We start from the raw sequence: 13,431 nt of genomic DNA on the forward strand, positions 1-13,431 counted from the left end.
TTAGTAATATTGGGTAATCGATTGCGCAATTGTGTGGGTAATCGGGTGTTACTATGTTTTGGATTTTAAATAGCTCATAATCAGTATTTGAATGATTTTGAAAGACCGTTTTAGGAGATTTTTATAATTCATTGAAAGGCTATTTGTTCGTTCTGATGGGCTATTTGGACTCGAAATGCAAAGATATTCGACAATCACGGATCAATCGGAATGATTAACTAACTAAACTCCATTTACATTATGACTGAATTCAAATTATTAAAATCGAGGCCTCCGAGATGGTTTTTTGGCCTTGCGATGCTAAGCTGTTTTCTGCTATCGGGAAACCTATTGGCACAAACCGGGAACACGGTATCCGGTATTGTACTTGACGGCGCCCTTGGCGAACCCCTTCCAGGGGCTACCATTTTGGAAAAGGGAACCAATAACGGTACCCAAACCGATTTCGACGGTAATTTTTCCTTGACCCTGACATCCGAAAATGCGGTGTTGGTATTTAGTTACGTGGGCTTTGCCGCCCAAGAAGTCCCCGTAAACGGAAGAAGCCGGATTGACGTGACACTTGAAGAGGATGCCCAATCCTTGGACGAAGTGGTCATTGTGGGCTATGGCTCGGTAAAAAGGGCCGATGTAACGGGGTCGGTTTCAAGTGTGACTACCGATGAAATTACCCAAAGAAGTGTAAACAACCCCCTCGAAGGCATACAGGGTAATTTGCCAGGCGTGGTCATAACGACCAACACGGGAAGGGTAGGCGATGGCTTTAGTGTGAATATAAGGGGTAACAATTCCTTCAGTGGGGATGCCCAGCCTCTTTTTGTCGTGGATGGGGTGCCCACCGATGGCATCGATTTTCTCAATCCACAGGATATCGACCGGATTGATATTTTAAAGGATGCTTCCTCGGCGGCCATTTACGGATCTAGGGGGGCAAATGGGGTGGTTCTCGTAACTACCAAAAGCGGGGCCACGGCAAAGGGCGGTGTTTCCGTATCCGTTGAAAGCTCCTATGGTATTGTGCGCAGGGCGAGGTTTCCCGACTTTATGAACGGTCAAGAATGGTGGGCCTACCATCAGGTGGCCTACCTGAACCAAGATGATCCATTGGGCGATACCCCGGAAAACAACTTTTCACTTGCCAGTAACAATAGCCCCGAATTGGTAAAACGGGCCAACTCCGGCTTTAATTTTGACTGGGCCGATGCCGTCTATCGCGATGGGGAAATCCAAAATAACTATGTTTCCGTCAACGGAAGGGCGAATAACGGCATGGCCTACAATATCGCCCTGGGCCTACAAAAAGACAAGGGCTTGCTCCCCAACGAACAATTGGACAAATACACTTTTAAGGGAGGGATTACGCACCGTTTCAATGACAAGTTCTCCGCTGGGGTCAACCTTACCATGACCCATGAGATCAACGACCTGGGGAGTGAACAGGCGGCCAGGGATGCCGTAAGGCTCAGTCCCTTGGCTTCTCCTTGGGCCATCGATGAAAATGGGAACCAACTGGAAGGGGAACTGTACTTTCAGCCGGGCAAGCTGGTCTATCCCAACGGGGATTGGGCCTTTAACAAAACGAGCACCTTGAATCCGTTGGTGGAAATAGCCAATTCCAACCAGCAAAAAAGAAGGTGGAGAACACTTGCCAATATGTTTCTGGAATACAAGGCCGTGGATTGGTTGTCGTTCAAGACCACCTTTTCGGCGGGCCAATTGAACAGAAGGCACGGACAGGCCTATTCCGCCGAGTCCTATGTCGGGCAGTCCAACGGCGGAACCAATACCGCCAGTTTGGACAAGTTGGAAAATTTCAACTACACCTGGGACAATCAGTTCAATATCAACTATACCCTTGATGATGATCATTCGTTCAGCTTTTTGGGACTTCAGAGTTTTTATTCGAACAGAACCGAGGAGTCCTACGCCTTTTCAAGTGGCCAGCCCTTTGAAACCTTATGGTATAATTTAGGCTCCGGGGCACAGAATACCTTCAACATGTCCTCAGGGTTCAGAAAAAATACCCTGCTGTCATATGCGGGCCGTTTAAACTATGCGTTTCGGGATAAATACTTGGTAACGGCCTCTATTCGTTGGGACGGTTCCTCGGTACTTTCAGAAGGCAATAAATGGGAAAACTTCCCGTCCGTTGCCTTGGCATGGAAACTCTCGGAGGAAGGCTTCCTAAAAGATAGTCCGGTTGTCAGTAATCTTAAACTGCGGGCAAGTATTGGCTACACGGGCAATGATAATGTCGATCCTTATTCCACCCTTAACGGGGTCGACAACCAAAGATATTACGATTTTAACGGCAATGCGGTCAATGGTTTTATTTCCGATGAACTGGCCAATAGGTTGCTGTCGTGGGAACGCACGAGGGAACTCAATTTTGGTTTGGACTTTGGACTCTTGAACAGTCGAATTTACGGTTCTGTGGATGTGTACGACCGATTGTCCGAAAATCTGATCGTTAGGCAAGATTTGCCCATAGAAACGGGAATACCCAGTGTAAACAATAATGTTGGGTCCCTAAGTAATAAGGGAGTGGAAGTCGCCTTGGTCACCAGAAACGTTCAAACCGAACGCGTTTCTTGGGAAACCAACTTTACCTTCAGCAAGAACACCAACGCCTTGGAATCGGTCTATGGCCAAAGCGAACAAGACGACCCGGGCAACGGTTTCTTCATAGGGGAACCCTTGAACGCCCATTATAACTATGTGTTTGACGGGGTGTGGCAGGCGAGTGAAGCGGCCGAGGCGGCTTCCTATGGCATGAAGGAAGGCGAGGCAAAACCTAAGGACATTAACAATGACGGGGCGTTCGACCCCGATGACGATCGGGTGATACTGGGAAGTACCCAACCCGATTGGATCGGTGGCATAACCTCGAATCTAAAGGTGGGCAATTTTGATTTTACCGTATCGGCCATCGCCATGCAGGGTGTTCTTGTCAAGAGTGATTTTCTTCAGGATTCCTTTGGCAACCCGAGCGATAGGGGACGTAACCACTTGGCGTGGGACAGCTATTATGTGCCCGCCAACGGGGCGGGCCTACCGACCCAAGTATCCAACGAAATACCCAGACCTAGGGGCGAAGGGCAGTTCTGGGGTACCGGTTTCGGCTATTATCGCGATGCCTCCTTCGTCAAGGTGAAGAATATTGCCCTTGGCTACTCGTTCGATCAAAGCGTCTTGGATCAATTGAAGATCAAGGGCTTTAGAATTTACGCCAATGTTCTCAACCCCTTTGTGTTCGCCGCGAGTGAATTTGAGGGATGGGATCCCGAGTGGGCCGATGCGGATCAGAATTTGGCCAGGCCGAGTTCTATAACATATCAATTAGGGTTAAGCTTAAAACTTTAAAAAAAAGAGAGATGAAAAGAATATATATAATAGGAATTATATTCGCTGCCTTAACCTCATGTAGCGACTTCATAGAGGAAGAAAATTTATCCAGCGAATCAGCCGAAACATTTTATGTAACGCCCGAAGGCTTTAACTCGCTGGTAAATGCCAATTATTCCCAATTGCGGGACATATATGGCGACACGCCTTGGTTGTATATCGGGGGCACCGACCTCTATTCAAAGGGCAGGGGCCGAGGCCCCCTGGGTTTGGCGGAATATACCGATTTAAACTCTACATCTTCGGATGTAGACCATCTGTACAACGAATGCTATGAAGCCATACAGCTGGCGAACAGGGCCCTGTACTATTCCGAAATAACCGAACAGACCGCGGAACTATCTACTTTGGTGGGTGAAGTAAAGTTTTTAAGGGCCTTGTCATACTTCTTGTTGGTGCAGACCTATGGAGGGGTCGCCATTACCGATTACTACGACACCCCGGTCCTGGAGTTTGACAGGAACAGTGCCGAGGAAGTGTACCAGCAGATTATAACGGACCTCGAGGATGCCATTGCCAATACGGCCGATGGGGCCTATACGGGCAGGGTCAACAAAAGGGCGGCAAGAAATTTATTGGCCAAGGTATACCTAACAAGGGGGTATGAAGATTTTGGTACGCCAAGCGATTTTGACACGGCCGCTTCCTTGGCCGATCAGGTCATTGGGGGGCAGGCGTTGAACCTTCCTTTTGAAGAGGTCTTTGCCCCGGGGAACGATATGAACGAAGAGGTGATTTTCTCGGTACAATTTAGCCCAAATTCCATCAGTGCCGATCCCGATGGACTGGGGAGCAGGCAATATGCCTATTTTGGATCGTACTTAGGCGGTTCGGAGGTGCAGGGCCAAGCCCCGGCAAGGGATTATTCGGCCTGTCCTACGAATTTTGCCTTGGGCTTGTTTTCAAAAGAGGATTCCCGATGGGAAGGCACCTTTATGACCGAGATTTTTTATATAAATACGGATGATTATACGGGGCCTTCCTACTTTACCTATTATAGGGTGCCCAAGGAGGATCACGATAACCTCGTGGTCAACGAGTTCTATGAGCCGCAATGGTTCACCGAAGCGGATAGCTTAAACTACGTGAGTACGAATCTATTGGCTCCGGACTTTAAGTATCACCGATGGGGCGAGTATTCCTCCGAATGGACGGACCAGGTTTCCTTGGATTATGAGGTGATATGTGTAAAGAAATTCGACGACCCCGACCCCGAGACCGCTTTTGGGGGGCGGTCAAGTACCCGGGATATTTTCTTGGCCCGATTGGCCGAAACCTATCTAATGGCGGCCGAGGCCTACCTCAAGGCCGGTGACCCCGCCACAGGCCTGCAGCGCTTAAATGTGGTAAGGCAACGCGCCGGCGTGGCAGATGCCACCCTGGCCGAGTTCGATATCGATTTTATTTTGGACGAAAGGGCACGCGAACTGTTCGGTGAGTACCACAGATGGTTCGACCTAAAACGTACGGGAAAACTGGTAGAAAGGGCGTCGCTGTACAATGCCCAAATAGATGAAGCCAATTTTAATGGGGTGAACGCCTTGAAAATTTTGCGTCCCATACCGCAACAGGCATTGGATTTGAACCAGAACAACGATTTTCCCCAAAATCCGGCTTATAACTAAAGGCGTAAAAACAAGATTTGAACTCTTTAAACTTAGTTTCTTTAAGTTAGTTTAGTTTGGAATTTGGCAAAGTTTCCTTTGCCAAATTCCTTTTTTAAATTGATCATATCCGTTTAAATAAGTGGTATCTTTTAACTATAAAACAATCTAGAATTCATGGTCGTAAATAAAACTATTTTTCTTGCCGGCGTATTGATCTGGTCGATGAGCTCCTGCAAGCAAAACACCAAAGAAGGGACTGCGGAGGCCATCGCTGAAAAAGAAGTCGTCGCTCCGAAAACCTATGCCGAAATATCTATTAAGGAAGGGGGGCAATGGGTCGGCACAAAGTATGTGGGCGAAAACTTTACCTTTAAGAATGTCGATTACTTAAAGGCGCCGGACAGCCTTACCGACCATTCGTATTATGTTCGCTATGAGGGCCCCGGATGGGAAAGCAATAAGGTAGGCTACCGTATTTACTTCGACTGGCGCAATGCCATCGATATTTTTGGCAAAAAGGTTGATACCATGGTGCTTTCAAAGGTCGGGCAAGATAATTATGATTCGTATCACGAGGATAGTCCCTGGGGCATGGATATCTTAAAAGCGGGCAGCTCCTTGGGTATCGGTTCTTACGGAAGGTTCGACGGCAAGAATACGGTCGAACATTTCAAGCAGGTACGTTCGCGCGACGTACGAATTCACAACTCCGACAAAGGCTCTGGGGTTGTTATCAATTACCTTGGATGGACCGCCCTTGATAAAACCATAGACCTAAAATCTGAACTTTTTATTGAGCCCGACTCCCGTATGACCAAGGCTACACTAACTCCCTCACAGGCAGGGGAAGGGCTTTGTACCGGAATGGTCAAATTCGATGGTATCGATTTAATGACCAAGAAAAGCGAAGATGGCCAATGGGGCTATATGGCCACCTATGGGGAGCAAAGCCTGGTACCCGATAATTTGGGCATGGTTATCTTCTATAAGACGGAAACCGTTGATCAAATGGTCGACTCGGAACACGATCATTTGTTGGTTTTCAAACCAACCGCCGAACCGATCACATATTATTTTGCCGCTGCTTGGGAGCAGGAAAAGGACGGCCTCAAATCCAAAGAAGAATTCATTGCCTATATTGACGGGCGTTTGCAAGAACTGGCCCGGTAAATTATTCCAACAACGATTAAATTTTAAATAATGACAAGACAAAAAGGAAAACTAAGGGCTGTTGCAGCCTTGCTATTGGTAGCATTGGTATCACTTAATTGCAAGACGGAAAAAAAGCAGGAAAAACCCGCGGATACCGTTGAAAAAGTGGTGCCGGAAGATTTGAAATGGTCCGAACGAATGGCCCTTTCCGAAATCCATCGTTTCCCTGACCCGACTTTATTGGATTTTCAAAAAAAACCGCGTTGGAGCTATACCAACGGTCTGGTGTTGCAGGCCATGTCGAGGGTTCACGAAAGTACCCCCAATGAAAAGATTTATGGTTATATCTACGAATACGCCGATAGGATGGTCAATGCAGATGGATCGATAAAAACCTATAAACAGGATAATTACAACCTGGATATGATCAAATCGGGCGATGTGCTTTTTTACTTGAACCAAAAAAAGGAAGAGCCCAGGTTTAAAAAGGCCATGGATACCCTTCATCGGCAATTGCTGGATCAACCTTTGGTTGCCGAGGGAGGCTATTGGCACAAAAAAAGATATCCGCACCAAATGTGGCTGGACGGCCTTTATATGGCCGAGCCTTTTCATGCCAAATATGCCGCCCATTTTATGAAAGGTCTAGACGCTGAAGAGACCTTCGACAAGATCGTGCTGCAGTTCGACCTTATTGAAAAGCACAGTAGGGATCCCGAAACGGGACTTTATTACCACGGATGGGACGCGAGCAAGGAACAGCGTTGGGCAGATAAGGAAACGGGGCTTTCGCCACACTTCTGGTCACGAGGTATGGGCTGGTACGGGATGGCCTTGGTAGACATTATCGAACTGTTGCCGGAAAACCATCCGGGAAGAGCGCGAATTATAGGGTATCTCAACCGGTATGCCGAGGCCATTGTAAAGTACCAAGACAGTACGGGTACATGGTACCAAGTGCTCGACCTGCCCGAACGGGAGGGCAACTACCTAGAAGCTACGGGTACATGTATGTTTACCTATACTTTGGCAAAAGGGGTCAATAAAGGTTACCTACCGGAAAAATTTATGGACTACGCCAAAAAAGGATACGAGGGTATACTAACCGAATTTGTAAGTGTCGAAGATAACGGTGTCGTCAATCTGAACCGCTGCTGTGGCGTAGCCGGACTCGGTGGCGATCCCTATCGCGATGGGTCTTTCGACTATTATGTAAACGAGATCATCCGCTCTAACGACCCCAAGGGTACAGGGCCTTTTATGATGGCTTCCTTGGAACTTGACAGATAGCTTACGGATAGGAAATAGGGCCGCCGAGTTGGGAAGGTGTAGGCATTGCGTACTTCGGCGGAAAGCAATGAAAACCGAACCCAAAAGACTGTGGTGGTCGATTATGAACGTTAAATCAATGGTATAGAATGATGCGCTTTTCCCGTACCGTCCTCTGTGTGTTTTTAATGGTCGCATGTTTTGTCAACGGGCAGGAAAAACCGTCGAAAAAAATAGATATTCATAATATGACGGTTGCCCTGGATGGTTCGGCCGATTTTACCTCCATTCAGGAAGCGATCAACAGTGCCAAGGCCTTTCCTGACAAAAGGGTGGTCATTAAGGTGAAGAACGGGGTCTACCGCGAAAAAATTGAAGTCTATGGGTGGAACACGCAAATGAGCATTATCGGAGAAGATCGTGAAAAGACCGTAATAACCTATGACGACTATTTTGATAAGATAAATCGAGGAAGGAACAGTACGTTTCATACCCCTACTTTTTTGGTCCAGGGCAATGATTTTTATGCGAAGAACCTCACTATACGGAATACCGCGGGAGCAGTAGGCCAAGCCGTGGCCTTGGCCGTGGATGCCGATCGCGTACGTATTGAAAACTGTACCATTACGGGCAATCAAGATACCTTGTACGTTACGGGTGAAGGTTTTAAGCAGTACTACAAGAACTGCCATATCGAGGGTACTACCGATTTTATCTTTGGGCAGGCAACCGCACTTTTTGAAGACTGCGACATACACAGCAAATCAAATTCTTACATTACCGCCGCCTCGACGCCCAAGGGCGAAAAATTCGGCTATGTTTTTAAAAACTGTAGGCTTACTGCGCCCGAAGGGGTCGATGCCGTGTATTTGGGAAGGCCTTGGCGTACTTTCGCCAAGACGGTCTTTATCCAATGCTACATGGCCGGACATATTATTTCGGCCGGATGGGACAACTGGTCGAACAAGGAGGCGGAAAAAAACACGCTGTACGCCGAGTATAAAAACCAAGGTCCGGGTTTTAGGCCTCATGAGCGGGTCGAATGGTCTTATCAGTTGTCTGATTCCGAAGCGGGGGAATATACCCTCGAAAATATCCTGGCAGATGGACCTGCCGACGGTAAAGGGGCATGGTACTTAAAATTCGATTAACATGAAAGTGAGGGCAGTATTGATTTTGTTTTTGTTGATGGCACGACCCTGCGGGGCACAAGAAACAACCATCTATTGCATTGGCGATTCGACCATGGCAGACAAGAAAGATCCGGGGCGCAACCCCGAATACGGCTGGGCCCAGGTCTTGGATTCCTTTTTTACGGAAGAGGTTTTGATAGATAACCGTGCCGTTAACGGTAGAAGCTCCAAGAGTTTTATGGCCGAGAATCGATGGGATTCGGTATACCATTCCTTAAAACAAGGGGATTACGTATTTATACAATTTGGCCATAACGACCAAAAGGTTAAGGATTCCAGTAGGTTCACCAATCCGCATACGACCTATCGGCACAATTTGATGCGGTTCGTGACCGAAACCCGGGAGAAAGGGGCCACCCCGATTTTGTTTACGTCGATAGTGCGAAGAAATTTTAACGAGTACGGCACCTTGGTCGATACGCATGGTGAGTATCCCGTGGTTACACGACAGGTAGCCAGGGAGATGGAGGTTCCATTGATCGACCTTCAGTACTTGACCGAAGTACTCGAAACTTCCTACGGGCCCGAGCGCTCCAAAATATTGCACTTGCACTTTAAGCCCAAGGAACACCCTTACTATCCCGAAGGCAAGGAAGACAATACCCACCTCTCCAAAAAAGGGGCCTTGTTGGTAAGCGGTCTAGTGGCCGATGAACTCAAAAAGTTGCCTATTTCCTTGGCAAAGTATGTAAGGCGATGAAGTTGTGCAGAACCAAAAAACGGGCATGGGCATGGCGGCGCATAGGGTCGTTTATGGCTTTATTGCTTCTTTTTGTAAGGGCCTACCCCCAGTCAATGGCCGGGCTTACCGGAGTTAGGGATACCTCGTACACCACGGCATCTGCCTTTGCCCGCGATGTAGTGGGGCACCCGCAGATAAAGATGGTTGAGGAATTCAGCTTTCCGTCGGTTCGCGAAGAGCGAAATATTACCTATGCCGCTTTGGGTAAACGCGAACTAAAACTCGACATCTTTAAAAACACGGGAGAAGGAAACTTGGGAATCGGGGTAATCATCGTCCATGGCGGGGGGTGGCGTTCCGGAGACCGGTCGCAGCATTATCCTTTGGCCCAAAAGCTTGCCAATCTTGGGTATATCTGTTTTACCCCTGAATATCGACTCTCGACCGAGGCCCTGTTTCCTGCGGCCGTGTATGATCTTAAGGCAGCGGTACGTTGGGTCAGAAGCCATGCCGGGGAATATGGACTTGACCCGGAAAAGATTGCGGTCTGTGGTTTTTCGGCAGGCGGTGAATTGGCCGCCTTTCTGGGTACTACGGGTAATATGCCCCTGTTCGAGGGGGTAACGGGCGAAACCCGCTACAAATCACATGTGAATGCCGTCATCGATATTGATGGTACGCTGTCGTTCGTGCATCCTGAGAGTGGTGAGGGCGATGATAGTAAGGGAACTTCCGCGGCAACCTATTGGTTCGGATATCCCAAAAAGGAAAATCCCACGTTGTGGGAGGCGGCATCACCTTTGGGCTATGGGGGGCCGAATACCCCGCCGACCTTGTTTATAAACAGTTCGGTAGACCGAATGCACGGTGGCCGGGACGATTATATAAGGATATTGGACCGCTACGGCATTTATTCAAAGGTAGCCGTGTTTGGTAAGGCTCCCCACTCTTTTATATTGTACCATCCTTGGTTCGACCCTTCGGTAAAAGTGATGGATGACTTTTTAAAAAGGGTATTTACCACGCGATAATGTTGCTCCGGCCCAGATGTCTAAAACACCCTTTGCCCCTTTGTGGCTTAGGGGTTATTCAAGCCATTTCCACCGTTCGGCCCAATCCATTAAAAAGGCCTTTCTGTGTTTTGCGACGGTTCGGGCCCCTTGCTGTTCGCCGATGAAGAGTTCGGGCTCCCTACGGTCTCCGTACCAGTGTTCTCCGAGTATATAGTCGTCTGTTGAGGGCTTTCCGGGCCAAGGGGTGATACTGGTGTACTGTCCGGTAAGTCCGTCTAATTCAGGTATTTCACTGGAGGTGGTATAGGTTCCCGTTTCGGGCTTTTTGGAGGAATATCGGACCCCGTAGGTGCCGGCACCTAGATAGTATCCGTTCCAGGTCTGCCCCAAAATTTTAAAGGTGAAACAAACCGAATCTTTCGGAATGGACTCCACCGGACCCTTAAAACGCCACTCGATTACGTCGTAGGCCGCCACCGTATCGTTCTTTGTGCTTGGTCGTTCAAATACGGACCTCGAGCTTCTATCGATCTTGGTAAAGCTTCCGCCCCAGCTTTCACCCATAGGGTCGTTGGGGTCTCCGTTCATCACATAGGCCAATGACGGGGTATCTCCCATTTTGATCTGGCCATCGTAATAGTTTTTAAAGTCTTCGCCCATGTGGCCCCGACCTTTGATAAAGGTATCGTAATAGCCGTTTAACATGGAGTTGTCCGGTGTGCCGTCATCAATAAACCAACCCCGATAGGTGGCATTGGCTTCGATCATCCACAGGTCAGGGTGGTTTTGGGCGATATAGGAATAGGCATTGACCCCCCATTTTTTGTTAGGTCCCCCGATCCAATACACTCGAATGTTCTCTTTGATTTCCGGAGCGTCGTGGAGTGCTTGGGCAATATCTTCCAATCCTCCCCATACGAGAATCCATAAGGGGCGGTCGCTTTCTTTTTTTGCACGGGAAATGATCCAGTCCGAACCTTCGGTGGCCTGCCTAAATCCGCTAAATGGGGCAATTTCGGTCTCTCCCTGTTTGCAAATGGATCGTAAGGAATCGGGGTGGGGAAAACCTTGCGAACGAAGCTGAAGATTGGGCAGGTCCTTTTCATAAAGGTCGATGATGTCCAAAAAGTCCTTTTTTCTACCAGGGCCATAGGGTGAAGCGACCAGGCCCTCTATTTCAAATAGGTCGGAATACATCAGAAGATGGATCATCGATTGAAAGTCGTCGGGATCGGTACCGCCGATGTCACTGCTAATTAAAACTCTCGGTTTTGCTTGGTCTTTAGACTTCGGGATACCCTTGCATCCAAAGCAAAGAAAGGGAAGTGCCAAAAACAGCAACCCCTTCGTGAACACGAATATGGATTTTCTCATTTTGAAATTTTATTAAAAGGCCGGTCAGGGCTTTATGCCTTGTAAAACTAAAACAAAAAGAAAATAAACGAAAGGTTAAAATGAAAAAAATCGTAAATTTAATTTTGTCCGTTCTAAACTAACCCCTATTTTTGAACAATATCAAATTCATAAAATAAATAATGTATTTCTGATTTATCGATTGTTTATTAAGAATAATTCAATCAATAAAGAAACGGAATTATAAATATTCTTCTGGTTAAGGAAGGATGTCTTTAAGTCGAATAATAACAAATGGTATATAGAATATGGACTGGATTCGTCAATTTTTGGGTAAGGTAGGCCATACTCCTTTTTATTTTTTCGTTTTTGTAATGTGCTTTTATGCGGAGTCGGTAGGCCAGGACAAGGAGCGTATAATCGTATTGACCGATATTGAGAACGAACCGGACGACGCCATGTCGCTGGTGCGGTATTTAACCTATTCCAATCAATGGGATACGGAGGCTTTGATTGCCACTACCTCGGTACACCAACAAAAAGAGATCGCCACATGGCGGATCTTCGAAATTTTGGATGCCTACGAAAAAGTGTGGCCCAATCTTTTGAAACACGAAAAGGGCTATCCCAGTGCCGATTATTTGAGGTCGGTGGTAAAGGAAGGTAGAAAGGATTATGGGATGAACGCCGTGGGTGAGGGCATGGATTCGGATGGATCTGACCATATTATAGAAGTTGTCGACAGGGAAGATTCCCGCCCGGTATGGGTTTTGGTATGGGGAGGTCCCAATTGCTTGGCCCAGGCCCTTTGGAAAGTAAAAAACACCAGGACTCCGGAAGAGGTCAAAAAATTCGTTTCGAAAATCAGGGTGTATACCATTTCAGACCAAGACGATAGTGGCCCGTGGATCAGAAAGACCTTTCCCGACCTCTTTTATATTGCAAGCCCCGGCTTTCATAGGTATGGGGGGTATCACCATGCCACATGGACGGGTATCAGCGGAGATAGGTTTCACGGCCGGTTTGCCGGGGGAAATTTCGAGATTGTCGACAACCCTTGGTTGGATGAGCATATTAGGAGCAAGGGACCATTGGGTGCGGAGTATCCTCATATGGATTATTTGATGGAGGGCGATTCGCCTAGTTTCATGTATTTGATCGATGTGGGATTGGGAGACCCGGAACGCCCGGATTGGGGAAGTTGGGGAGGTCGTTACGAGTTCTATAGGCCAAGGACCGAAAAATGGTTTTTGGAGCCGGAAACAAGGCCGCTGTGGACCAACGCCGAAGACGAGGTGTTCGGATCGGACGGAAGCTGGCATACCAGCAATTACGCTACGATCTTTCGTTGGCGCGAAGCGTACCAGAACGATTTTGTGGCGCGAATGGATTGGACGATCAAACCCTATGAAGAGGCCAATCACCCCCCTGTGCCCCAATTGGGCCATAGCGACCGGATGACCGCCAAGCTTGGTGACAGAATCGAATTGAATGCCGAAGGTTCAACGGATCCCGATGGTGACGGACTTTCTTATAAATGGTTCTATTATGGGGAGCCCGGTACCTTTACCCTTTCTACGAGCAGAAGTGGCAATCCCCTTAAAATTAAAAACGCAGACCAGTCCAAGGCGTGGTTCACTATACCTAAAAAAGTGGGCCGGGTCGGGACCATGCATATAATTTTGGCGGTAACCGATAACGGGAGCCCTGCCCTTACCCGGTATAAGAGGGTGATCATTAATGTGCAAGAATAGTCG

9 protein-coding genes are annotated in these 13,431 nt (G+C 47.8%); 8 read left to right on the forward strand and 1 reads right to left on the reverse strand.

The annotated features are described in order from the left end of the window. Nucleotides 1–240 precede the first annotated feature (240 nt). The 7 genes from BUB37_RS03565 (at nt 241) to BUB37_RS03595 (ending at nt 10,339) form a co-directional block, all read left to right on the forward strand. Nucleotides 241–3,363: a SusC/RagA family TonB-linked outer membrane protein gene (locus tag BUB37_RS03565; protein ID WP_072988597.1), complete on the forward strand. Its 3,123-nt coding sequence runs from the start codon at nt 241–243 to the stop codon at nt 3,361–3,363. Between the two features lie 11 nt (nt 3,364–3,374). Continuing rightward, nucleotides 3,375–5,030 carry a RagB/SusD family nutrient uptake outer membrane protein gene (locus BUB37_RS03570; protein WP_072988601.1) on the forward strand — a complete coding sequence of 552 codons (1,656 nt, stop codon included), beginning with the start codon at nt 3,375–3,377 and terminating at the stop codon, nt 5,028–5,030. Nucleotides 5,031–5,186: 156 nt separating this feature from the next. Next, the gene (locus BUB37_RS03575; protein WP_072988605.1) at nt 5,187–6,182 is read left to right on the forward strand and encodes a DUF4861 family protein; all 996 of its coding nucleotides are present in this window, start codon (nt 5,187–5,189) and stop codon (nt 6,180–6,182) included. 30 nt (nt 6,183–6,212) lie between these two features. Next, nucleotides 6,213–7,454 carry a glycoside hydrolase family 88/105 protein gene (locus tag BUB37_RS03580; RefSeq protein ID WP_072988608.1) on the forward strand — a complete coding sequence of 414 codons (1,242 nt, stop codon included), beginning with the start codon at nt 6,213–6,215 and terminating at the stop codon, nt 7,452–7,454. Between the two features lie 128 nt (nt 7,455–7,582). Beyond that, nucleotides 7,583–8,584 (forward strand): pectinesterase family protein, encoded by a 1,002-nt coding sequence (locus tag BUB37_RS03585; RefSeq protein WP_212635247.1) that lies wholly within the window; start codon nt 7,583–7,585, stop codon nt 8,582–8,584. A 1-nt stretch (nt 8,585) separates the two neighbouring features. Continuing rightward, entirely contained in the window at nt 8,586–9,326 is a 741-nt protein-coding gene (locus BUB37_RS03590) for a rhamnogalacturonan acetylesterase (RefSeq protein WP_072988617.1), read from the forward strand. Beyond that, complete coding sequence (locus tag BUB37_RS03595) at nt 9,323–10,339, forward strand: alpha/beta hydrolase (RefSeq protein WP_244526715.1); 1,017 nt, start codon at nt 9,323–9,325, stop codon at nt 10,337–10,339. Before BUB37_RS03590 ends, BUB37_RS03595 begins: the two co-directional genes overlap by 4 nt. A gap of 54 nt (nt 10,340–10,393) precedes the next feature. Here the strand turns inward: BUB37_RS03595 and BUB37_RS03600 are convergent, their stop codons facing one another. Further along, nucleotides 10,394–11,695 carry a nucleoside hydrolase-like domain-containing protein gene (locus tag BUB37_RS03600; RefSeq protein ID WP_072988620.1) on the reverse strand — a complete coding sequence of 434 codons (1,302 nt, stop codon included), beginning with the start codon at nt 11,693–11,695 and terminating at the stop codon, nt 10,394–10,396. 287 nt (nt 11,696–11,982) lie between these two features. On the opposite strand from BUB37_RS03600, the gene BUB37_RS03605 reads away from it, so the two are divergent. Continuing rightward, a complete protein-coding gene (locus BUB37_RS03605; RefSeq protein WP_244526717.1) occupies nt 11,983–13,428 on the forward strand; it encodes a DUF1593 domain-containing protein in 1,446 nt (481 codons plus the stop codon). Nucleotides 13,429–13,431: the final 3 nt, after the last annotated feature.

Source organism: Pseudozobellia thermophila, from assembly GCF_900141855.1.
Taxonomy (GTDB): Bacteria; Bacteroidota; Bacteroidia; order Flavobacteriales; family Flavobacteriaceae; genus Pseudozobellia; species Pseudozobellia thermophila.

Coding starts and splice junctions, on each gene's coding strand:
- BUB37_RS03565 (WP_072988597.1), top strand. CDS start 241: ATGACTGAATTCAAATTATTAAAATCGAGGCCTCCGAGATGGTTTTTT.
- BUB37_RS03570 (WP_072988601.1), top strand. CDS start 3,375: ATGAAAAGAATATATATAATAGGAATTATATTCGCTGCCTTAACCTCA.
- BUB37_RS03575 (WP_072988605.1), top strand. CDS start 5,187: ATGGTCGTAAATAAAACTATTTTTCTTGCCGGCGTATTGATCTGGTCG.
- BUB37_RS03580 (WP_072988608.1), top strand. CDS start 6,213: ATGACAAGACAAAAAGGAAAACTAAGGGCTGTTGCAGCCTTGCTATTG.
- BUB37_RS03585 (WP_212635247.1), top strand. CDS start 7,583: ATGATGCGCTTTTCCCGTACCGTCCTCTGTGTGTTTTTAATGGTCGCA.
- BUB37_RS03590 (WP_072988617.1), top strand. CDS start 8,586: ATGAAAGTGAGGGCAGTATTGATTTTGTTTTTGTTGATGGCACGACCC.
- BUB37_RS03595 (WP_244526715.1), top strand. CDS start 9,323: ATGAAGTTGTGCAGAACCAAAAAACGGGCATGGGCATGGCGGCGCATA.
- BUB37_RS03600 (WP_072988620.1), bottom strand. CDS start 11,695: ATGAGAAAATCCATATTCGTGTTCACGAAGGGGTTGCTGTTTTTGGCA.
- BUB37_RS03605 (WP_244526717.1), top strand. CDS start 11,983: ATGGACTGGATTCGTCAATTTTTGGGTAAGGTAGGCCATACTCCTTTT.